At 65.4% G+C, this 19,815-nt stretch carries 21 protein-coding genes and 1 riboswitch; of the genes, 11 read left to right on the top strand and 10 right to left on the bottom strand.

Annotation, left to right across the window (positions count from 1 at the left end):
• The first annotated feature begins 37 nt into the window (after nucleotides 1-37).
• Nucleotides 38-1,438, top strand: a complete 1,401-nt coding sequence (locus tag VGU00_RS02505; protein WP_327465154.1) for an MATE family efflux transporter — start codon at nucleotides 38-40, stop codon at nucleotides 1,436-1,438.
• Here VGU00_RS02505 and VGU00_RS02500 read toward each other — a convergent pair.
• Nucleotides 1,430-1,951, bottom strand: coding sequence for an HNH endonuclease signature motif containing protein (locus tag VGU00_RS02500; RefSeq protein WP_327465152.1), 522 nt, complete (start codon nucleotides 1,949-1,951; stop codon nucleotides 1,430-1,432). The genes VGU00_RS02505 and VGU00_RS02500 overlap by 9 nt on opposite strands.
• Nucleotides 1,952-2,021: 70 nt before the next feature.
• Here VGU00_RS02500 and groES point away from each other — a divergent pair, with 70 nt between their 5' ends.
• The 3 genes from groES (at nucleotide 2,022) to VGU00_RS02485 (ending at nucleotide 4,908) form a co-directional block, all read left to right on the top strand.
• Nucleotides 2,022-2,309, top strand: coding sequence for a co-chaperone GroES (gene groES / locus VGU00_RS02495; RefSeq protein WP_327465150.1), 288 nt, complete (start codon nucleotides 2,022-2,024; stop codon nucleotides 2,307-2,309).
• A gap of 81 nt (nucleotides 2,310-2,390) precedes the next feature.
• On the top strand, nucleotides 2,391-4,034 hold the full coding sequence (groL, locus tag VGU00_RS02490; RefSeq protein WP_327465148.1) for a chaperonin GroEL: 1,644 nt from the start codon (nucleotides 2,391-2,393) through the stop codon (nucleotides 4,032-4,034).
• Nucleotides 4,035-4,146: 112 nt separating this feature from the next.
• A complete protein-coding gene (locus VGU00_RS02485) occupies nucleotides 4,147-4,908 on the top strand; it encodes a glutaminyl-peptide cyclotransferase (protein ID WP_327465146.1) in 762 nt (253 codons plus the stop codon).
• A 10-nt stretch (nucleotides 4,909-4,918) separates the two neighbouring features.
• Here the strand turns inward: VGU00_RS02485 and VGU00_RS02480 are convergent, their stop codons facing one another.
• The 4 genes from VGU00_RS02480 to VGU00_RS02465 all read right to left on the bottom strand — a co-directional run bounded on the left by VGU00_RS02480 (nucleotide 4,919) and on the right by VGU00_RS02465 (nucleotide 6,850).
• A complete protein-coding gene (locus VGU00_RS02480; RefSeq protein WP_327465144.1) occupies nucleotides 4,919-5,593 on the bottom strand; it encodes a DJ-1/PfpI family protein in 675 nt (224 codons plus the stop codon).
• 20 nt (nucleotides 5,594-5,613) lie between these two features.
• A riboswitch (ZMP/ZTP riboswitch) is annotated at nucleotides 5,614-5,705 on the bottom strand.
• Between the two features lie 32 nt (nucleotides 5,706-5,737).
• Nucleotides 5,738-5,938, bottom strand: coding sequence for a hypothetical protein (locus VGU00_RS02475; RefSeq protein WP_327465142.1), 201 nt, complete (start codon nucleotides 5,936-5,938; stop codon nucleotides 5,738-5,740).
• A gap of 72 nt (nucleotides 5,939-6,010) precedes the next feature.
• A complete protein-coding gene (locus VGU00_RS02470; protein ID WP_327465140.1) occupies nucleotides 6,011-6,340 on the bottom strand; it encodes an entericidin EcnAB in 330 nt (109 codons plus the stop codon).
• Nucleotides 6,341-6,517: 177 nt separating this feature from the next.
• Nucleotides 6,518-6,850 (bottom strand): hypothetical protein, encoded by a 333-nt coding sequence (locus VGU00_RS02465; protein WP_327465138.1) that lies wholly within the window; start codon nucleotides 6,848-6,850, stop codon nucleotides 6,518-6,520.
• 231 nt (nucleotides 6,851-7,081) lie between these two features.
• Here VGU00_RS02465 and VGU00_RS02460 point away from each other — a divergent pair, with 231 nt between their 5' ends.
• The 7 genes from VGU00_RS02460 (at nucleotide 7,082) to VGU00_RS02430 (ending at nucleotide 15,340) form a co-directional block, all read left to right on the top strand.
• Entirely contained in the window at nucleotides 7,082-8,068 is a 987-nt protein-coding gene (locus tag VGU00_RS02460) for a metalloregulator ArsR/SmtB family transcription factor (RefSeq protein ID WP_327465136.1), read from the top strand.
• Complete coding sequence (gene metF, locus VGU00_RS02455; protein WP_327465134.1) at nucleotides 8,065-9,006, top strand: methylenetetrahydrofolate reductase; 942 nt, start codon at nucleotides 8,065-8,067, stop codon at nucleotides 9,004-9,006. Before VGU00_RS02460 ends, metF begins: the two co-directional genes overlap by 4 nt.
• Nucleotides 9,003-10,052: a homocysteine S-methyltransferase family protein gene (locus VGU00_RS02450; protein ID WP_327465132.1), complete on the top strand. Its 1,050-nt coding sequence runs from the start codon at nucleotides 9,003-9,005 to the stop codon at nucleotides 10,050-10,052. The genes metF and VGU00_RS02450 overlap by 4 nt, the downstream gene beginning before the upstream one ends.
• Nucleotides 10,053-10,056: 4 nt before the next feature.
• Nucleotides 10,057-10,581, top strand: coding sequence for an N-acetyltransferase (locus tag VGU00_RS02445; RefSeq protein WP_327465130.1), 525 nt, complete (start codon nucleotides 10,057-10,059; stop codon nucleotides 10,579-10,581).
• 22 nt (nucleotides 10,582-10,603) lie between these two features.
• The gene (gene metH, locus VGU00_RS02440; protein WP_327465128.1) at nucleotides 10,604-13,222 is read left to right on the top strand and encodes a methionine synthase; all 2,619 of its coding nucleotides are present in this window, start codon (nucleotides 10,604-10,606) and stop codon (nucleotides 13,220-13,222) included.
• Between the two features lie 21 nt (nucleotides 13,223-13,243).
• Nucleotides 13,244-14,287 (top strand): glycosyltransferase family 2 protein, encoded by a 1,044-nt coding sequence (locus tag VGU00_RS02435; RefSeq protein ID WP_327465126.1) that lies wholly within the window; start codon nucleotides 13,244-13,246, stop codon nucleotides 14,285-14,287.
• 93 nt (nucleotides 14,288-14,380) lie between these two features.
• A complete protein-coding gene (locus VGU00_RS02430) occupies nucleotides 14,381-15,340 on the top strand; it encodes a right-handed parallel beta-helix repeat-containing protein (RefSeq protein WP_327465124.1) in 960 nt (319 codons plus the stop codon).
• A 6-nt stretch (nucleotides 15,341-15,346) separates the two neighbouring features.
• On the opposite strand, the gene VGU00_RS02425 is transcribed toward VGU00_RS02430, so the two are convergent.
• From VGU00_RS02425 to VGU00_RS02405, 5 genes are all read right to left on the bottom strand, one after another.
• Nucleotides 15,347-15,853, bottom strand: a complete 507-nt coding sequence (locus VGU00_RS02425; protein WP_327465122.1) for a YbjN domain-containing protein — start codon at nucleotides 15,851-15,853, stop codon at nucleotides 15,347-15,349.
• A 95-nt stretch (nucleotides 15,854-15,948) separates the two neighbouring features.
• Nucleotides 15,949-16,284 carry an accessory factor UbiK family protein gene (locus VGU00_RS02420; protein ID WP_327465120.1) on the bottom strand — a complete coding sequence of 112 codons (336 nt, stop codon included), beginning with the start codon at nucleotides 16,282-16,284 and terminating at the stop codon, nucleotides 15,949-15,951.
• A 36-nt stretch (nucleotides 16,285-16,320) separates the two neighbouring features.
• Nucleotides 16,321-16,872 carry a TspO/MBR family protein gene (locus VGU00_RS02415; protein ID WP_327465118.1) on the bottom strand — a complete coding sequence of 184 codons (552 nt, stop codon included), beginning with the start codon at nucleotides 16,870-16,872 and terminating at the stop codon, nucleotides 16,321-16,323.
• A gap of 60 nt (nucleotides 16,873-16,932) precedes the next feature.
• Entirely contained in the window at nucleotides 16,933-17,673 is a 741-nt protein-coding gene (locus tag VGU00_RS02410; RefSeq protein WP_327465116.1) for a TlyA family RNA methyltransferase, read from the bottom strand.
• Complete coding sequence (locus VGU00_RS02405) at nucleotides 17,673-19,739, bottom strand: protein-disulfide reductase DsbD family protein (RefSeq protein ID WP_327465114.1); 2,067 nt, start codon at nucleotides 19,737-19,739, stop codon at nucleotides 17,673-17,675. The genes VGU00_RS02410 and VGU00_RS02405 overlap by 1 nt, the downstream gene beginning before the upstream one ends.
• Between the last annotated feature and the right edge of the window lie 76 nt (nucleotides 19,740-19,815).

The following is a 19,815-nucleotide window of genomic DNA, read 5'->3' as shown; positions in this document are numbered from 1 at the left end:
TTGAAACGCGGTCGCCGCGCGCCTATCCGGGCCGGCTATGCTGAAGCAGGCTACCCCCCTGACTGCGGATCGTCCGCAGAATTTCCGTGCGGAATTCCGCGCGACGCTGGCGCTTGCGGTGCCGCTGGCGGCGGCGAACCTGCTGCAGATGATGGTCCATGCGATCGACGTCATGTTCGTTGCGCGGCTCGGGGATACCGACCTCGCTGCCTCGTCGCTCGGCGTTTCGATCTTCGGGTTGTTGCTGTGGACCGGCACCGGCCTCGTCAGCGCTGCCGCGCCGCTGATCGCCGCCGAACTCGGCCGGCGCAAGCACAGCGTGCGCGAGATACGCCGCACGGTGCGCATGGCGTTGTGGCTCAGTCTGCTGGTCTCGATCCTGTTCATGGGCGTTTGTGCCGCGGGCGGGCCGATCATGCGCGCGACCGGCCAACCCGAAGAACTCACAACCCGCGCCGCAAGCTTCCTGCTGATCCTGATGTGGGGCATGTTCCCGATGATTGCCGCGGCGGTGCTGCGCATCTTCGTCTCCGCGCTCGGCCGCCCGATCATCGCGACCGCGATCACCTTCGGCGCACTGTTCGTCAACGCGCTCGGGAATTGGGTGCTGGTGTTCGGTCACCTTGGCATGCCCGCCCTCGGCCTGCACGGTTCGGCGATTTCCAGCGTCATCACTTCGGCGCTGATCCTGCTCGCCTATGTTGTCGTGATCCAGAGCGATCGGCGCCTGCGCCGCTATCGCCTGTTCGGCAACTGGTGGCGCAGCGAATGGAGCCGCTTTTTCGAGATGCTGCGGATCGGCACCCCGATCAGCCTGACTATTCTTGCCGAGGCGGGGCTGTTTACCGGCGCCGCTTTCCTGATGGGCCGCATCGGGGAAGCGCAACTGGCCGGGCACACGATCGCGCTGCAGGTCGCGGCACTCGCCTTCCAGATCCCGTTCGGCGTTGCGCAGGCGGCGACGATCCGCGTCGGCCTTGCCTATGGCGCGAGGGATCATCGCGGGATCGGACTCGCGGGCTATGCGTCGCTCGCGCTCGGCATCGGTTTCATGGGCTTCACCGCGACGTTGATGTGGCTCTTCCCGTCGCTCGTCCTGTCGATCTATGTCGACGTCGACGCCGCGCGCAACGCCGCGCTCGTCGGCTTTGCGATGCAGTTCCTTGTCGTCGCCGCGGCGTTCCAGCTTTTCGACGGCGCACAGGCGGTGGCTGCGGGCGTGCTCCGCGGTCTGCAAGATACGCGCGTGCCGATGATCATCGCCGTGTGCGGTTACTGGATCGCGGGCTATGGCACCGCCATCTACCTCGGCTTCTGGACCCCGCTTCAGGGCGTTGGGGTGTGGATCGGGCTGGCTGTCGGCCTGATCGTGGTGTCGGCTGTGCTGCTCGCTAGGTGGCGGATGCGGGCGCGACTGGGGCTGCTGCCTTCAACCTAATTTTCTAAGGCGCTCTTCGACTTGTGCGTGGAGCGCTTGCAGCCACTCGCGGCCAGCGCTGGCGTTGAATGCCTCGATCGGCGCATTGCCCTTCTTCTGGTTGCAGGGTTTGCAGGCGAGCACGAGATTTTGGATGGCTTCGGCAGCGTCGCCATTCTGTCCCTCGACGTGGTCGATGGTCACATTGTCTTTGGTCAATTTGGTCGGGCAATAAAAGCATTTCCCCCCGTGCAAGTGAGCTGCCTTTTTCAGGCTGTTTCTTGCATTCCAAGGACCGCCGGCCATGCCTCCCACCCAATAAAGGGGTATCTGGTTTTCTTCGCTGTGAAACCGCGCAAATATGATTGCACGATAGGGCATCGAGTCGAGACATGGGCGCGCGCCGATCTCTGGCCGTTCGAGGACCTGCTCCGATTTCTTTTGGGGTGCCTTGTCTGCCATCTTGGGCTTCTTATCTTGAGGATGTAAAATTTTGGTTGGAGTCAGCTTGACGCCCTCCAGACTCCCACCCATATGGCCGCCTGTTAGCACTCGCCGTTGGTGAGTGCTAAACGATATCATTTCCATCTCTGGAGGGATTTCCATGCAATTTCGTCCGCTGCACGACCGCGTGCTCGTCCGCCGTATCGAAGCCGAAGAAAAGACGGCTGGCGGCATCATCATTCCCGACACCGCCAAGGAAAAGCCGCAGGAAGGCGAAGTCGTCGCCGTCGGCACCGGCACGAAGGCCGAAGACGGCAAGGTCACCCCGCTCGACGTCAAGTCGGGCGACCGTATCCTGTTCGGCAAATGGTCGGGCACCGAAGTCAAGGTCGACGGCGAAGAGCTGCTGATCATGAAGGAATCGGACATCCTCGGCGTGATCGCCTGAGGCCCGTCGTTCCGCCCCGGCGGAAACGCGATTTCAGTGTAAAGTTACGCAGTTTTCTGCGATTTTTTGAAGGAAGCAATCATGGCTGCCAAGGACGTTAAATTTTCGCGCGACGCGCGCGAGCGCATCCTGAAGGGCGTCGACATCCTCGCCGACGCCGTCAAGGTCACCCTCGGCCCCAAGGGCCGCAACGTCGTGATCGACAAGAGCTTCGGTGCGCCCCGCATCACCAAAGACGGCGTCAGCGTCGCCAAGGAAATCGAACTCAAGGACAAGTTCGAAAACATGGGCGCGCAGATGCTGCGCGAAGTCGCCTCGAAGGCGAACGACAAGGCCGGCGACGGCACCACCACCGCGACCGTGCTCGCCCAGGCGATCGTTCGCGAAGGCATGAAGTCGGTTGCCGCGGGCATGAACCCGATGGACCTGAAGCGCGGCATCGACCTCGCGGTCGGCAAGGTCGTCGCTGACCTCGCCGCGCGCTCGACCCCGGTCGCCGGTACCTCGGAAATCGCACAGGTCGGCATCATCTCGGCCAATGGCGACACCGAAGTCGGCGAGAAGATCGCTGAAGCGATGGAAAAGGTCGGCAAGGAAGGCGTGATCACCGTCGAGGAAGCCAAGGGTCTCGAGTTCGAACTCGACGTCGTCGAAGGCATGCAGTTCGACCGCGGCTACCTGTCGCCCTACTTCATCACCAACCCCGAAAAGATGATCGTCGAACTGGCCGATCCGTACATCCTGATCTTCGAAAAGAAGCTGTCCAATCTCCAGTCGATGCTTCCGATCCTCGAAGCGGTTGTGCAGTCGGGCCGTCCGCTCCTGATCATCGCCGAGGACATCGAAGGCGAAGCGCTCGCGACCCTCGTCGTGAACCGTCTGCGCGGCGGCCTGAAGGTCGCGGCCGTCAAGGCACCGGGCTTCGGCGATCGCCGCAAGGCGATGCTGCAGGACATCGCGATCCTGACCGCCGGCGAAATGATCAGCGAAGACCTTGGCATCAAGCTCGAGTCGGTCACGCTGAACATGCTCGGCCAGGCGAAGCGCGTCACGATCGACAAGGACAACACCACCATCGTCGATGGTGCTGGCGACCATGATGCGATCAAGGGCCGCGTCGAACAGATCCGCGCGCAGATCGAAACCACGACCAGCGACTATGACCGTGAAAAGCTGCAGGAACGTCTGGCGAAGCTCGCCGGCGGTGTTGCCGTGATCAAGGTCGGCGGCGCGACCGAAGTCGAGGTGAAGGAACGCAAGGACCGCGTCGACGACGCGCTGCACGCGACCCGCGCTGCGGTCGAAGAAGGCATCGTCCCCGGCGGCGGTACCGCGCTTCTCTACGCGACCAAGGCTCTCGACGGCCTGAAGGGCGCCAACGACGACCAGACCCGCGGCATCGACATCGTCCGCAAGGCGATCGAAGCGCCGCTGCGCCAGATCGCGGCCAACGCCGGCCACGACGGTGCGGTTGTCGCCGGCAACCTGCTGCGCGAAAACAACCAGGAGCAGGGCTTCAACGCTGCGACCGACGTCTATGAAAACCTGAAGGCCGCCGGCGTCATCGACCCGACCAAGGTCGTGCGCACCGCGCTTCAGGACGCAGCGTCGGTGTCGGGTCTGCTGATCACCACCGAAGCGGCCGTCAGCGAGCTGCCGGAAGACAAGCCGGCGATGCCGATGGGCGGCGGCGGCATGGGCGGCATGGGCGGCATGGACTTCTAAGTCCAACGGCCGTTCGGCGCTCAGCCAACAGAAATCGGGCCGGGGGAACGATCCTCCGGCCCTTTTTCGTGGGTCATTGCCAGTTCACCCCAAGCGGCATAGCAAGGCGGCGATGATGCTTGCCCTTGCCTTCGCGCTGCTCGCCGATCCGGTCGCGGCAACCGCCCCGCCGCCCGTCGAACGCTGCGGCTACCGGATCGTCGAGACATTTCCGCACGACACATCGTCCTTCACCCAGGGCCTCTTCTGGCACGAGGGGCATCTCTACGAAGCCACCGGGCAATACGGCCAGTCGCGCGTCGCACGCCTCGATCTCAATACCGGCAAGGCGCTCGCCCAAACGAAACTCCCGGCAGACCAGTTCGGCGAGGGCATTGCGCGCTGGGGCGATCAGATCATCGGCGTGACCTGGCAGGGCGGGGTGGGCAATCGCTGGTCGATCAAGAGTCTGAAACCCGTCGGGACCTTCAAATATGAAGGCGAAGGCTGGGGGGTGACGATGGTCGGGGACAGTCTTGTGCTCAGCGACGGGACGACGGCGCTGCGCTTTTTCGACCCCGCGACGATGAAGGAGCAGAAGCGCGTCACGGTGCGCTTCGCCGGCCGTCCGCTTCCGATGCTCAACGAGCTCGAGACGATCGATGGCCAGATCTGGGCGAATGTCTGGATGACCGACTTCATCGTCCGCATCGACCCCGCGAGCGGCGATGTCGTCTCGCTCGTCGACCTGACGACGCTCAAGGCCGACGCCGGCGCGAGCGATCGCGACAGCGTGCTCAACGGCATCGCGTGGGACGCCGGCAAGAAACGGCTGTTCGTCACCGGCAAGAACTGGCCGAAGCTTTATGAGATCGCGCTCGCCGACTGCCGCTAGGGCCCGGACCCTAGGCTTTCAGCGCGGCCTCCATTCGTGCCGCCGCGGCATCGTAGACGCGCGTTTTCAGTCCGACGGTCACCGCGTCGGGCGCGCGGTCGGGGTGGCCGCCGGCAAAGGGCGGGGCGGGGTCATATTCGATCGCGAGCTGGATCGCCTGCGCGACGGCGTCGCCCTTGAGCCGCGCGATCAGCGCCAGCGCGAAATCGAGTCCCGAGGTCACGCCGCCGCTGGTCACGACATTTCCGTCCTCGACCACGCGGGCGTTTTCATGGCGCGCACCGACCAGCGGCAGCAGCTGCGTATAGCCCCAGTGCGTTGTCGCTCGCTTGCCCTGCAAAAGCCCGGCGCGGCCGAGCAGGAAGGCGCCGGTGCACACGCTCGTCACCCACTGCGCGCCCGCGGCCTGCCGTGCGATGAAATCGATCGTTGCGGCATCACCGAGCGCGTCGGTGACCCCATGCCCGCCGGGAATGCACAGGATATCGGCCTGCGGCGCGTTCGCGAAATCATGCGTCGGCACGATCGAAAAGCCGCTGTCGGTGGCGATGGGGTCGCGGCTGGCCGCGGCCCCAGCCAATATGGCACCGGGCATCCGGCAGAGCGCCTGCGCCGGCGCGGTGAAGTCGAGTTGGGTGATGCCCGGAAAGAGCAGGAAGACGATGGTGGTTGGCGTATCGGTCATGGATGGTCCTCGCGTCGGCAGTGGATCACCCAGGCGCGCGGCTTGCATCGATCGGCGATCGGCCCCGCTTCCCGATGGGTCTCCATCTTCAGCGCCAGTTGCGGGACGACCCCAGTCTATACGCGGTGACGGGACGAGGGAAGGCTATTTGCCGGCCTCTTTTGCAGGCTTCGCGTCCGCTGCGGCGGGAACGCTGTCGCGGCTCTCGAGCATTTCGGCAGCATCGTCGAGCGCCTTCGCTTCGCTGACGGTCACGCCGCCGGGACCCGGCTCGTTGTCGGTGCGGCTGCATCCCGCCGTAAGCAGGGCGAGCATGGCGGCCGCAGGCCACGGATTTCGCATCATTCGCTCCCATGAAAAAGGGCCTCATCCGTCCGGATGAGGCCCTTCGTAACAGCCCGAAGGCGTGCCGACGACTTACTTCTTGTCGTTGGCTTCGGCCTTCTTGGTTTCTTCGGCGATCTTGTCGCCAGCGTTAGCGGCGGCGTCGCCCGCAGCGTTCACGGTGCCTTCGACGGCGTTGCCGGCGTCCTTGGCGGCGGCAGCGGTCGCGTCGGCGGCTTCGCCGGCGGCCGCAGCGGTCGCATCGGCAGCGCCAGCGGCGGCATCTGCGGCAGCGTCGCCCGCAGCCGCGGCGTCATCGGCGGCCGAGGTGGCGGTATCGGCGGCAGCGTCCTGCGTCTTTTCCGAGCAGGCGGTGAGGCTGAAGGCCGCAGCGGCCATCGAGGCGAGGATGATTTTGCGCATGATATTCCTTTCGAATGCAATGACCGGCCGGCCGGCCATGGGGCAGAGAGTTAACGGCGGATCGGAGGCTTGGCAACCGCGCCGGTTGATACCCGTCCCGAAAGAAAAAGGGGCCACCGGCGAACCGGAGACCCCCTTTTCCTTCGACATTTTTTCGGCCCGGAAGGCCAAAAATGCTTACTTCTTGGCTTCTTCCAGCGCACCCTTGGCGGCGTCGGCTGCTTCCTTGGCAGCGCCGGCAGCTTCGGTCGCCTTGTCGGCAGCCTTGGCAGCGTCGCCGGCAGCGGCGGCATCGCCGGCGGCTTCGGCAGCGGCGCCGGCTTCGCCAGCGGCAGCAGCGGTCGCGTCGGCGGCGCCGGTTGCGGCTTCCATCGCGCCGTCAGCAGCGCCTTCGACCGTCGCAGCTGCGTCTTCGGTGGTCGCCGCGGCGTCGTCGGCAGCCTTGTCGGCGCAGGCAGCGAGGCCCAGCGAAGCGGCAACGACGAGCGACAGAGTGATCGATTTCTTCATATTGGGAATACCCCTCTCGGTTTGAACTGATCGACCGGCGCAGGAACGGATCGATCCCGGATTTTGCCAATCGCTCGCAGAATTACCCCCTCGCCAAATAGGGTGCAACGCCCTTTTTGCGACAGCATTGGGGTTTCGTCGCAATTCATGGTTCGCGGGATCGCGCGCCGCAGAAAATTGAGGGACCGCGCTCGGTTGACCGGATATAAAGAAAGCTTTATATGTTGCTTGGTGAGCGAGCTGATCGACATTTTCCGTGCTCTGGCGGACCCGACGCGATTGCGAGTCGTGGCGCTTTTGCGTGCGATGGAGCTGGCGATCGGCGAGCTGGCGGTCGTGCTCGACCAGAGCCAGCCGCGCGTGTCGCGCCACGTTCGGATCCTCGTTGAGGCGGGGATCGTCGAGCGTCGGCGCGAAGGCAGCTGGGTTTTCCTGCGGATCGCGAGCGGCGGTCCGGTTGCCGAAATCATCGCGCAGGCCGAAAAATGGCCCTTTTCGGCGCGCGAGGCCCGCGTCATCGCCTATGATGCGCGGCGGCTGGCGGCGGTCCGCGGCGAGCGCGCCGCGGCGGCCGAACGTTATTTTGCCGAACATGCGGCCGAGTGGGACGCAATCCGGTCGCGCCACGTCGCCGAAAGCGAGGTCGAGGCGGCGATGCTGGCGATGATGCACAATCGCCGGCTCGGCCATCTGCTCGACATCGGCACCGGTACCGGCCGGATGGCGGAGATTTTCGCGCCGACCGCGCGGCGGATCACGGCACTCGACCGCAGTCCCGAAATGCTTCGCATCGCGCGGACCAAGCTCGAAGGGCAGCCGGTGCCGGTCGACCTGCTGCAGGGCGATTTCCTGAACCTGCCGGTCGCCGACGCGAGCATCGACAGCATCGTCATCCATCAGGCGCTGCATTTTGCGCACGAACCCGACCGGGTGATCGCCGAAGCGAGCCGGGTGCTGCGCGGCGGAGGGCATCTGCTCGTCGTCGATTTCGCGCCGCACGAGGACGAAGCGTTGCGCAGCCTTGCCGCGCACGCGCGCCTCGGCTTTTCGGACGCGCAGATCCGCGGCTGGTTCGCGTCGGCGGGGCTGCTGCTCGAAACCACCCAGACGCTCGAAGGCGGGGAGCTGGCCGTGAAACTCTGGCTCGGCCGCCGCCGCAGCGACGAAGATCAACCGCCCGTCGCCGGCGACGGGCAAAGCAAAAGGCTTGCGGCATGACATCGAATCTGAACTCGCTGGCGGAGGCTCGCCGCGCCGCCGCTTCGCCGCTCTTCGCCAATCTAGAGGGTGACATCGGCGTCAGCTTCGAATTTTTTCCGCCCAAGACGGAGAAGATGGAAGCGCAGCTGTGGGATACGTTCCGTACCCTCGAACCCTTGGACCCCAGCTTCGTATCGGTGACCTATGGCGCGGGCGGTTCGACGCGCGAGCGCACCCATGCCACCGTCGCGCGCATTGCCGCCGAAAGCGCCGTGCCGCCGGCGGCGCACCTGACCTGTGTCGAGGCTTCGCGCGCCGAAATCGACGAGGTGGCCGCGGCTTATTGGGAAGCCGGCGTGCGCCATATCGTCGCGCTGCGCGGCGACGTCCCGGGCGGGGCGCCCTATCGTGCGCATCCCGACGGCTATGCCAATGCGATCGAGCTGGTCGCGGGCCTGAAGAAGGTCGCGCCCTTCGATATCTCGGTCGCGGCCTATCCCGAGGTGCATCCCGACGCGAGCTGCGCCGAAGCCGACCTCGACAATCTGAAGCGCAAGCTCGATGCCGGCGCGACGCGTGCGATCACGCAATTCTTCTTCTCGCCCGAGGCGTTCCTGCGTTTCCGCGATGCCGCCGCAGCCGCGGGCATCGATGCCCCGATCGTTCCAGGAATCTTGCCGGTGTCGAATGTGTCGCAAACGCGGCGTATGGCCGATATGTGCGGCACGGCCATCCCTTCGTGGATGATCGCGCTGTTCGAGGGGCTCGACGATCTGCCCGCGGCGCGCCAGCTCGTCGCCGCGACCGTCGCAGCCGAGATGAGTCGGCGCCTCTATGCGGGCGGGGTGCGTGATTTTCACTTCTATACGCTCAACCGGGCAGAGCTCAGCTATGCCATCTGTCATCTGTTGGGCCTGCGGCCGAAGGCGGCCCCCGCAACGGAGAAAGCCGCATGATCAGTGCACGCGAAGCCCTGCAGGCAGCCGCAAAAGAACGCATCCTGCTCACCGACGGCGGCTGGGGAACCCAGATCCAGCTCAAGAAGCTGACCGAGGCCTGCTACGCGGGCAATCTCGGCCTGTCGCACGACCAGAAGGGCAATAACGACATCCTCGCGCTGACGCGCGCAGACGTCGTCACCGCGATCGGCGAATCCTATCTGGCGGCAGGATCGGACATCGTATCGACCAACACCTTCAGCGCGAACCGGATCAGCCAGGCCGACTATGGTGCCGAGGCGCTCGTCGTCGACATCAATCATGAAAGCGCACGGCTCGGCCGCGAGACCGCGGTGAAATATGAAGGGCTCGACGGGCGCCGCCGCTTCGTCGCGGGCGCGGTCGGGCCGACGAACAAGACGCTGTCGCTCTCGCCCGACGTCAACAATCCGGGCTATCGCGAGATCGATTTCGACGAGCTGAAGGACGTTTATCTCGAACAGGTCGTCGCGCTCGCCGAGGGCGGCGCCGACTTCATCCTGATCGAGACGATCTTCGACACGCTCAACGCCAAGGCGGGGATCGCCGCGACGCTGGAGGCCGAGGCAAAGGTCGGACGCGAACTGCCGCTGATGATTTCGATGACGCTCACCGACCTCAGCGGGCGCAACCTCTCGGGGCACACGGTCGAGGCCTTCTGGTATGCGGTGCGTCATGCGAAACCGCTGACGATCGGGCTCAACTGCTCGTTCGGCGCGTCGCAGCTGCGTCCGCATGTGAAGGTCCTGTCCGAACTCGCCGACGCGCTGGTGATGGTCTATCCGAACGCCGGCCTGCCCAACGAACTCGGCGAATATGACGAACTGCCCGAAACGACCGCGGAACTCGTTCGCGAATGGGCCGAACATGGCCAGGTCAATATCCTCGGCGGCTGCTGCGGCTCGACCCCGGCGCATATCGCCGCGATGGCGAAGGCGATCGAGGGGCTTCCGGCGCGTCAGATCCCCGAAGTGGCGGTGCGCACGCGCCTCGCGGGGCTCGAACCCTTCACCATGGCGGCCTGATCCGATGCGCGACATTCCGGCATGGACGATCCGGGAGGCCGGAGCCGACGATGCGTCGGCCCTCGCGCTGATCGGCGCCGCGACTTTCCTCGAAACCTTCGCCGGCATTCTCGACGGCGATGCGATCGTCGGCCACTGCGCCGCGCAGCATAGCGAGGCGGCCTATCGCACGCTGCTGGCCGGCGGCGCCCGCGCGTGGCTTGCCGAGGCGCAGCCCGGCGGCGCGCCGATCGGCTTCGCGCTCGTCGGCAAGCCCGACCTTGCCGCCTCGCTCGACGGCGATATCGAACTGAAGCGCATCTATTCGCTGTCGCGTTTTCATGGCAGCGGGCTCGGCGCGGCGCTGATGAAAGAGGCGCTGGAGGCTGCGCGCGGTTATCGACGTCTGTTGCTCGGCGTTTATGCCCGCAACGAGCGTGCACTCGCTTTCTATCGCAAACAGGGATTCGCCGACCTCGGCACGCGCCGGTTCAATGTCGGTGGCAAGCTTTACGACGATCTCGTCCTCGCCCGCCCGCTCGCCGCCTAATGCCCGGATTCAGGATTATTCGATGACCACCGCCGCCTCCTCCAGCTTCGTCAATATCGGCGAGCGCACCAACGTCACCGGCTCTGCCGCGTTCAAGAAGCTGATCCTTGCCGACGATTACACCGCGGCGGTCGAAGTCGCGCGCCAGCAGGTCGAAAACGGTGCGCAGGTGATCGACGTCAATATGGACGAGGGCCTGCTCGACGCCGAATATGCGATGACGACCTTCCTGAAGCTCATCGCGGCCGAGCCCGATATCGCGCGCGTGCCCGTCATGATCGACAGCTCCAAATGGGAGGTGATCGAGGCGGGGCTGAAATGCGTGCCCGGCAAACCGATCGTCAATTCGATCAGCATGAAGGAAGGCGAAGAACCCTTCCTCGCGCATGCGCGCAAATGCATGGCCTATGGCGCCGCGGTCGTCGTGATGGCGTTCGACGAGGTCGGGCAGGCCGACACCGAGGCGCGCAAGATCGAGATTTGCGAGCGCGCCTACAAGCTGCTCATGACCATCGGCTTCCCGCCCGAGGATATCATCTTCGACCCCAATATCTTCGCGGTCGCGACGGGGCTTGAAGAGCATGACAATTATGCCGTCGACTTCATCGAGGCTGTGAAGGAAATCCGCATCCGCTGCCCGCATGCGCATTTCTCGGGCGGCCTCTCGAACCTGTCGTTCGGGTTCCGCGGCAACGAGACGGTGCGCCGCGCGATGCACAGCGTCTTCCTTTATTATGCGATACCCGCCGGGCTCGACATGGCGATCGTCAACGCGGGCCAGCTCGACGTTTACGACACGATCGATCCCGAACTGCGCACCGCGTGCGAGGATGTGATCCTCAACCGCAAGGTTGCGGGCGAAGAACTAAGCCCGACCGAGCGGCTGATCGCGCTCGCCGAACGCTACAAGGGAACGAACGCCGCGCAGGAAAAGGCGGCCGAGGAATGGCGCGGCTGGGAGGTGCGCAAGCGGCTCGAACATGCGCTGGTCAAGGGCATCGACGCCTACATCGTCGACGATACCGAGGAAATGCGTCAGGCACTGCCGCGCCCGATCGAGGTGATCGAAGGGCCTTTGATGGACGGGATGAACGTCGTCGGCGACCTGTTCGGCTCGGGCAAGATGTTCCTGCCGCAGGTCGTCAAATCGGCGCGCGTGATGAAAAAGGCGGTCGCGCACCTGCTGCCCTTCATCGAGGCGGCGAAGGAACCCGGCGCGAAGGGCAAGGGCAAGGTCGTGATGGCGACCGTCAAGGGCGACGTCCACGATATCGGCAAGAACATCGTCGGCGTTGTGCTCCAGTGCAACGGATTCGAGATCGTCGACCTCGGCGTGATGGTCCCGTGGAGCAAGATACTCGAAGCGGCGAACGAGAATGACGCCGACATGATCGGCCTTTCGGGCCTGATCACCCCTTCGCTCGACGAGATGGTGACGGTGGCCGAGGAGATGCAGCGCGCGGGGATGACGATGCCGCTGCTGATCGGCGGCGCGACGACGTCGAAAGTGCATACCGCGCTGCGTATCGACCCCGCCTACACCGGACCGGTACTCCATGTTCTCGATGCGAGCCGCGCGGTGGGTGTCGCGACGTCGCTCGTCAGCGACACCGGGCGCGATGCTTATGTGCAGGGTTACAAGGATGATTATGCCCATGTCCGCGACGTGCGTGCGGGCAAGGGGCAGAGCGTGCTGCATACGCTCGAAGAGGCGCGCGCCAATTTTTACGACGCCTATCTGAGCGACAAGCCCGCGCCGCCGCTCCAGCCCGGGCTGCATCGCTTCGACGACTGGTCGCTTAAGGATCTGCGCGAATGCATCGACTGGACGCCCTTCTTTCGCGCGTGGGAATTGCACGGGACATACCCCTCAATCCTCGAGGATGAGGTGGTCGGCGAGACCGCGGTGGCGCTGAAGGCCGACGCCGATGCGATGCTCGACAGGCTGATCGCCGAGAAATGGCTGACCGCGCGCGGTGTCTGCGCCTTCTGGCCGTGCGCGCGCGACGGTGACAGCGTGACGATCCATCTCGCCGAAGAGGAGCGCCATGTGACGCTCCCCTTCCTGCGCCAGCAGATCAAGAAGAGCCGAGACCGCGCCAATATGTGCCTCGCCGACTTCATCGATCCGGCGGGCGACTGGATGGGCGGCTTCGCGGTCGGCATCCACGGTATCGAGCCGCATTCGGAGCGCTTCCGCGCCGACAAGGACGATTATTCGGACATCTTGCTGAAGGCGCTCGCCGATCGTTTCGCCGAAGCCTTTGCCGAGCGGCTGCACCAGCATGTCCGCACGACCTTGTGGGGCTATGCGCCGGGCGAGCAGCTCACCAACGAGGCGCTGATCAAGGAAGAATATCGCGGCATTCGCCCGGCCCCCGGCTATCCCGCATGCCCCGACCACAGCCTGAAGCCGATCCTCTTCGACCTGCTCGCGGCGGAGGAGAATGCCGGGCTGGTGCTGACCGAAAGCTTTGCGATGCTGCCGACGGCGGCCGTCAGCGGTTTCTATTTCGGCCACCCCGAAAGCCAGTATTTCGGGGTCGCACGGATCGGCAGCGACCAGCTTGCAGACTATGCAACGCGGCGCGGAGTCGATATCGACACCGCAACGCGCTGGCTGCGCCCGAACCTCGACTAAGGTCAGGAACTAGGCTTCTTCATGGGTGTCGACGCTGAAACACTCGCCGGAACAGAGCCACGACCCTGGCTGAGCATTCTTGTGCCCGTGTACAATGTTGCGCCTTTCGTCGAGGAGTGCCTGCATTCGATCGGAGGCCAGCTCGATGGCCGGTCGGACATCGAGGTGATCCTGCTCGACGATCTGTCGACCGACGAATCCGCCGACCTGTGCGAGAATTTCATCGCACGGTGCGACGCGGATATCCGCCTGTTGCGTCATGCGGAAAACAGCGGACCGAGTGCCGCGCGCAATTCGATGCTGGAGGTCGCCCGCGGCGACTATGTCTGGTTCGTCGACGCCGACGACAAGATTCTGCCCGGATCGATCGAGGCGCTGCAACGGATCGCTGCCAGCGTCGCGCCCGACATCATCATGTGCGATTATGTCCGCGAGGGTCGCGAACATTATCCGACCTTCGACGGGCCGGCGCGATGCGTCGGAAACTGCACCGAAACGCTCGTTGCGGGCGTCTTTGCCAAGCGCCGCCTTCACGCATGGTCGCGGATATGGAAACGCGATCTCTTCGGTTCGTCGATCCGCTTCCCCGTCGGCGCCTGTTTCGAGGATGCGGCCACCATTCCCTGGCTGCTGCTCAAGGCCGAAAGCCATTATTATGCGGCCGAGCCATGGGTTTATTATCGCTCGCGGCCGGGCAGCATCATGGCGCGCCTTGCCAGGACGCGCAGCTTCGATGTGCGCCGCAACGACGATCTCGCCGGCGCACTGACCGGCTTTTCGGGAGCGCTTGCCGACGCGCTTCCACATGCGGGGCCCGAGACGCTGGCCGCCGTCGCCTGCTTCCAGTCGCGCGAGTTCGTCAAGATCGCGAAGCGCCTCGCGCGCAGGCGCAAGGCGTCGTGGACGCAGTTGCGGACCGATGTCGCGCGGTATCGGACGACGATGGAGGCGCACTCGCCGGTGCCTTTCCCGACGGTCGCAAGGCGATATCTGGCGCGCGGCAAGATCGGCCGCGCCGCCGCGCTCGGCCTCGCGCTGGCGCTGGCGGGTCCGAAGCGCTCCTAACCTTTCGGCGTCGTCCTGTCCGATATCGGGACGGCGCACCGGTTAACCGCCTTCGCAAACGACTGCCGCCGCAAATGCCGCTATAGGCGCCGCATGGCACAATCTCTTTTTCGCCGGCCGATGCTGCCGCTGCTCGTCCTTCCGCTGTTGTTCGCGCCGGTCCCCGTGCCCGCGCAATCGGGCGGCGCCCCCTATGTCGTCGCCGAATCGGGGCGCAGCTTCGGGCGGCTTCAGGATGCCGTCGACGCGATCGGCGAAGGCGAAGGCACGATCCGCGTCGCGCCCGGTTATCACCGCGATTGCGCGGTCCAGACCGGCGGCCGCATCGCCTTTGTCGCCGCCGAACCCGGCCGGGCGATCTTCGACGGCGTGACGTGTGAGGGCAAGGCGGCGCTGGTGCTCCGCGGCGCCGGTGCCCGCGTCGACGGACTGGTATTCCAGAATATGCGCGTCCCCGACGGCAATGGCGCGGGCATCCGCCTCGAAAAGAGCGATCTCGACGTCGTCAACAGCCTGTTCCGCAGCAGCGAGGAAGGCATATTGACCGCCGACGATCCCGACGCGAGGCTCACGATCGACCGTTCGACCTTTTCGCGGCTCGGCCGCTGCGACCGCGGGCTGAGCTGCGCGCACAGCGTCTACACCGGCATTTACGGCCGCGTCGTCGTCACGCGCACGCGTTTCGAAAAGGGCAGCGGCGGCCATTATCTGAAAACCCGCGCGGTTCAGGTCGACATCGACGACAACAGCTTCGACGACACGCAGGGCACCGGCACCAACTATATGATCGACCTGCCTTCGGGTTCGGTCGGGCGGATTTCGAACAACCTTCTCATTCAGGGGCGCGACAAGGAAAATTATTCGGCGCTGATCGCGGTCGCGGCCGAGGAACGGAAGAACCCCTCGCGCGGCCTGTCGATCGTCGGCAATCGGGCTAGCCTGCCCGCCGGTATGGACCGCAAGTCGGTGTTCGTCGCCGACTGGAGCGGTGAAGCGCTGGCGATCGGGACGAACGAACTCGGCCCCGGGCTCATGCGTTTCGAGAAACGATAGGCGAGGCTAGGCCTCGCCGCGCGTTTCGATCAGCGATGCGGCGAGCGCCTCGGCCGGCGATTTGCCGCCCCACAGCACGAACTGGAACACCGGGTAAAAGCGCTCGCACTCGTCGATCGCGCTTTCGATCAGCGTCTCGGTCAGGTCGAGCGGCAGCGATGCGTCGGCACCGACCAGCATGCCGTGGCGGAACAATATCGTCCCGCTGTTCGACCAGAGTTCGAAATGGCCGAGCCACAATTGTTCGTTGATGAGCGCGAGCGCTTCATGGGCGACGGCGCGCTTGTCCTCGACGACACGGATGTCGGGGAAGGCGAGGAGCTGGATCACGCCGTCGTCGGCGCGCCACACCGCACGCAGCTCATAGGTCGTCCAGCTGCCCTGCGCCGTCGCGACGATCTCGTCCTCGCCCACCATCTCGTGCGGCCAGTCATGCGCGGCGAAATAGGACGCCAGCATCTCCATCGGCGCCGCGTCCTGGCCGTCATCGTCGTCGTAGATATCGTCACTCATGCGCGCGCCTTAGCCCGGATGGTTGGTAGACGCGAGTCCGCGTCCCGCACCAACCGGGGAATATCTGTGCATAATGCGCCGGGGCGCGCGGCGTGTCAGGCCTTGGGTTTGCGCGCCGCGGGTTTCGTTGCCGCTTTTGCTGCCGGCCTGGCGGCCGGTTTCGCTGCGGCTTTCGGCGCCGCTGCAGGCTTCGCCGCACCCTCGAGCTTGTCGAGGCGCGCCTTCAGCGCTTCGGCGTCGGCGCGCGCGGTCGCCGCCATCTGCTTCACCGCCTCGAATTCCTCGCGGCTGACGAAATCCATGCGGCCGACCCATTCCTTCGCGCGGTCGCGCATCGCGGATTCGGCTTCGCGGCCCGCGCCCGCAACGGTCCCGGCAATGCCGTTCACCATCTTGGCGAGGTCGTCGAAAAAGCGGTTTTCGCTCTGCATGTCTAATATTCCTCCGTAGGGGCTATCCCCTTGCCACTAGCTTATCTGGGTGCTGGCGGCGGCGGGGACAAGGGTTTCGGCATCGGGATTGCGCTGATCGATCTGGAAATTGAGGATCGCGGCAAAGGTCAGCCAGGCCATATAGGGGACGAGCAGCCACGCCGCCGCCCTGCGGATCGGCGCAAAGGCAAAGGCGGTCGCGATCGTCACCATCAGGATGAAGATGATCAGGTACAGCGCGGTCGTGACCTGATGCTGGCCGAAGAAGAGCGGCGACCAGGCGAAATTGGCGATCAGCTGGACGAAAAACAGCAGCAGCGCAAAGCCGCGGCCCTTCGCGCCGCGCGCGTGCAATATCATCGCGAGCGCCAGGCCGAGGCAGATATAGAGGATCGGCCAGACGGTGCCGAAAACCCAGCCCGGCGGCGTGATTTCGGGGAGGTCGAGCGCCGCGAACCAGCGATTGCCGTAACCGCTGTTCGACAAGAGCCCCATCAGGCTGCCGATCAGCACGATCGCCGGCACGGTGACCAGCGCCCAGCGCAGGTAGGACATGCGAAGCTGCCCCGGCGTTGCGATTTCGGTCATGTCCGCATTATCCCCCACACGCGAATCCGTTGCATGGTGTCGCGATTGTGCGGCGCAGCGTCAAGCGGCTCGCTTCACCGCAGCGATCAGAAATTCGACATTACCTTCGGGGCCCGTGATCGGGCTTTCGACCAGATCGACCACGTCCCAGTCTTCGCCGGTCAGCCAATTCCGCACGTCGGTGCACACGCGGGCGTGCACGGCGGTATCGCGAACCACGCCTTTCTTGCCGACTTCGTGCCGCTCGGCCTCGAACTGCGGCTTGATGAGCGCAACGATGCGCGCGCCCGGTTTCGCGAATCCCATCGGGACCGGCAGCACTTTCGACAACGCGATGAAACTCGCGTCGCACACGATCAGGTCGACCGGCTCGGGGATATGGTCGTTGGTGAGGATGCGCGCGCTCGTCTGTTCGTGGACGATGACGCGATCGTCCTGCCGCAGCTTCCACGCGAGCTGGTTCGTCCCCGAATCGACCGCATAGACGCGTGCCGCCCCGCGGCTCAGCAGCACGTCGGTAAAGCCGCCTGTCGACGATCCGACGTCGATGACGACCGCGCCCGCCACGTCCCAGCCAAGGTGCGCGAGCGCGTGGTCGAGCTTGATCCCGCCGCGCGATACCCATGGGTGGTCGCGGCCCTTGACGCTCACGTCGGCGTCGTCGGCGATCTGCTGGCCTGCCTTGTCGATCTTGCGATCCCCAACGAAGGCGAGCCCGGCAAGGATCAGCGCCTGCGCACGCGTCCGGCTTTCGGCAAGGCCGCGGTCGACGAGCAGCTGGTCGGCGCGTTGTTTGGCCATCAGCGTCCGGCCTGTTCGGTGAGCAGGCCCGGCGTCAATATCTGCGGCAGGATTTCGGGCTTGGCGGCGCCCGGCGCATACCAGAGATAGAGCGGCACGCTGTTGCGGCCATGCTCGGCGAGCGTACGCGTGATGACCGGATCGCCGTTCGTCCAGTCGCCGATCAATGTGACCACGCCCTTTTGCCCGAAGGCCTCCTGCACCGCCTCGCGATTAATCGCCCCCGCCTCGTTCGCCTTGCACGACAGGCACCAGTCGGCGGTGAAATAGACGAAGACCGGCTTGCCGGTGGCGCGCGCCTCGGCGAGGGCCGCAGGGGAAAAACGCTCATGTGCCGGGCTTTCGGGCGATGCCGATGCCGGCTTCCGGAACTCCTCCAGAGCTTGCGACCCGATCAAGAAGAGGAAGGCGAGGCTCAGCCCAAGCGCGGTACGACCGTTGTGACGGCCTTTCTTCCAGCCCACGACCGCCGCCGCGATCCCCGTAATCGTGAGTGCGACCAGCAGCCAGCCATGCACGGTCGGGCCGGTCTGCCGCCAAAGCAGCCAGCCGAGGCCGATGGCCGTCAGGCCCATCGGCCACGCCATCCATCTGCGGAACTTCGCCATCCACGGTCCGGGCTTCGGCAGGCGGTTTCGTAGCGCGGGAACAAGGCCGACCGCGAGGAAGGGCAGGGCCAGTCCGAGCCCCAAGCCGCCGAAGATCGGCAGCGCAGCCCATGCCGGGAGCACGAGCGTGGCGCCCAGGGCAGCCCCGAGCAACGGGCCGCTGCATGGCGTCGCTACAAAGGCCGCGAGCGCACCGGTCCAGAAGCCGCCGGCAGCCCCGCCCTGGCTCGCAAGCTTCTGCCCGCCGCCGAACGACGGCAGCTCGTAAGTGCCTGCAAGATTGAACGTGATCGCGAGGGCTAGCAGCAACAGCAGGAAGACGCTGGCGGGATGCTGGAGCTGGAAAGCCCAGCCGACCTGCTCCCCCGCCGCGCGCAACCCGAGCAGCAGGCCGCCGAGCAGCAGCGCCGTGACGACGGCGCCGGCGGTATAGGCCAGCGCCTCGACCTTCGCCTCGCGCGCGTTACCGCCCGAGCGCGCAAGGCTCAGCGCCTTGAGGCTGAGGATCGGGAAAACGCAGGGCATCAGGTTGAGGATTAGTCCGCCGCCGATCGCACCGGCGAGCGCGGTCCAGAACAGGGCCATGTCGATCGATCCGGACGCGACTGCAATGGGTTCGCCGGAAACCCGCACCGCTTCGGGTTCGAAGCTCAGGGACAGTCCGCGGCCGTTTGATAATTTCAGCAACCCGCGGACGGGGCCCGCCGCATCGCCCTTGGCCTTCGTCTCGACGATGATCCATTCGCCGTTGCGGCTGAAGCTTTGCGGCGCGGCATAGTCGACCACATCCTGAGTCTCGACGAACAGGTGCGGCGCGTCGAGCGATGTCCCCGCGGGCAGCGGAATGCCGAAGCGGACCATGTCGCCGCGCCGTTCCCAGGCCCCGTGGCGATCAAGCGGTTGCGGCAGCAGCGCGCGCCACGCGTCGAAGCGCGTGCGCGATGCGGCGTCGATCTTGCCGTCGCCGGCCTTGAGCGCGACAGAAATCACCGCTTTTTCGGGTACGCAGACCTTGTCGGTACAGGCGAGCCAGTTGGCGACGCCCGACAGCGTCAGGTCGGTGCCGGGCGCGATCGACCGGTCGACCTCGACATCGGCGAGCAGCGCATAGGGATGCTCATAGACATGGTTCATCATGCCGAAGAGGATCAGCGCGTCGGGCACGGGGTAGCGGAAGGGCGCGACCTTCACGCCCTCGGGCGCGTTCCATTCGACCGACAGGCCGAACCCCGCATCGCCGCCATTGACCCAATAGCCGTGCCAGCTCTTCTCGGGCGCCATGGTGAGCGCAAGCGTCGTGGTGCCGCCGGGTGCGGGAGCCGCCGACTCGGCGACCAGTTTCGGCTGGATATGCGTCGATTGGGCAGCGGCCGGGCTCGATGCGAGGAGCGCAAGCGCCAGCAATGCCAGCAGCGCGCGCCATGCGCGTGTCACAAAAGCCTCATTCAGCAAATTCATGGCCTGTCCGCAGCTGTTCGTCGTTCGAAGGCTTGCCATATAGGCGGCTTTCGACGAGAGGACAGCCCGCGCTGAC

Source organism: Sphingopyxis sp. (assembly GCF_035944815.1).
Taxonomy (GTDB): domain Bacteria; phylum Pseudomonadota; class Alphaproteobacteria; order Sphingomonadales; family Sphingomonadaceae; genus Sphingopyxis.
Note: the sequence above shows the minus strand (reverse complement) of the source record. Positions and strands in the feature narration are given on the sequence as shown.

Bases quoted from the DNA above. Each gene is read 5' to 3' on its own strand.
- VGU00_RS02505 (WP_327465154.1), top strand. From the start codon at position 38: ATGCTGAAGCAGGCTACCCCCCTGACTGCGGATCGTCCGCAGAATTTC.
- VGU00_RS02500 (WP_327465152.1), bottom strand. From the start codon at position 1,951: ATGGGTGGGAGTCTGGAGGGCGTCAAGCTGACTCCAACCAAAATTTTA.
- groES (WP_327465150.1), top strand. From the start codon at position 2,022: ATGCAATTTCGTCCGCTGCACGACCGCGTGCTCGTCCGCCGTATCGAA.
- groL (WP_327465148.1), top strand. From the start codon at position 2,391: ATGGCTGCCAAGGACGTTAAATTTTCGCGCGACGCGCGCGAGCGCATC.
- VGU00_RS02485 (WP_327465146.1), top strand. From the start codon at position 4,147: ATGATGCTTGCCCTTGCCTTCGCGCTGCTCGCCGATCCGGTCGCGGCA.
- VGU00_RS02480 (WP_327465144.1), bottom strand. From the start codon at position 5,593: ATGACCGATACGCCAACCACCATCGTCTTCCTGCTCTTTCCGGGCATC.
- VGU00_RS02475 (WP_327465142.1), bottom strand. From the start codon at position 5,938: ATGATGCGAAATCCGTGGCCTGCGGCCGCCATGCTCGCCCTGCTTACG.
- VGU00_RS02470 (WP_327465140.1), bottom strand. From the start codon at position 6,340: ATGCGCAAAATCATCCTCGCCTCGATGGCCGCTGCGGCCTTCAGCCTC.
- VGU00_RS02465 (WP_327465138.1), bottom strand. From the start codon at position 6,850: ATGAAGAAATCGATCACTCTGTCGCTCGTCGTTGCCGCTTCGCTGGGC.
- metF (WP_327465134.1), top strand. From the start codon at position 8,065: ATGACATCGAATCTGAACTCGCTGGCGGAGGCTCGCCGCGCCGCCGCT.
- VGU00_RS02450 (WP_327465132.1), top strand. From the start codon at position 9,003: ATGATCAGTGCACGCGAAGCCCTGCAGGCAGCCGCAAAAGAACGCATC.
- VGU00_RS02445 (WP_327465130.1), top strand. From the start codon at position 10,057: ATGCGCGACATTCCGGCATGGACGATCCGGGAGGCCGGAGCCGACGAT.
- metH (WP_327465128.1), top strand. From the start codon at position 10,604: ATGACCACCGCCGCCTCCTCCAGCTTCGTCAATATCGGCGAGCGCACC.
- VGU00_RS02435 (WP_327465126.1), top strand. From the start codon at position 13,244: ATGGGTGTCGACGCTGAAACACTCGCCGGAACAGAGCCACGACCCTGG.
- VGU00_RS02430 (WP_327465124.1), top strand. From the start codon at position 14,381: ATGGCACAATCTCTTTTTCGCCGGCCGATGCTGCCGCTGCTCGTCCTT.
- VGU00_RS02425 (WP_327465122.1), bottom strand. From the start codon at position 15,853: ATGAGTGACGATATCTACGACGACGATGACGGCCAGGACGCGGCGCCG.
- VGU00_RS02420 (WP_327465120.1), bottom strand. From the start codon at position 16,284: ATGCAGAGCGAAAACCGCTTTTTCGACGACCTCGCCAAGATGGTGAAC.
- VGU00_RS02415 (WP_327465118.1), bottom strand. From the start codon at position 16,872: ATGACCGAAATCGCAACGCCGGGGCAGCTTCGCATGTCCTACCTGCGC.
- VGU00_RS02410 (WP_327465116.1), bottom strand. From the start codon at position 17,673: ATGGCCAAACAACGCGCCGACCAGCTGCTCGTCGACCGCGGCCTTGCC.
- VGU00_RS02405 (WP_327465114.1), bottom strand. From the start codon at position 19,739: ATGAATTTGCTGAATGAGGCTTTTGTGACACGCGCATGGCGCGCGCTG.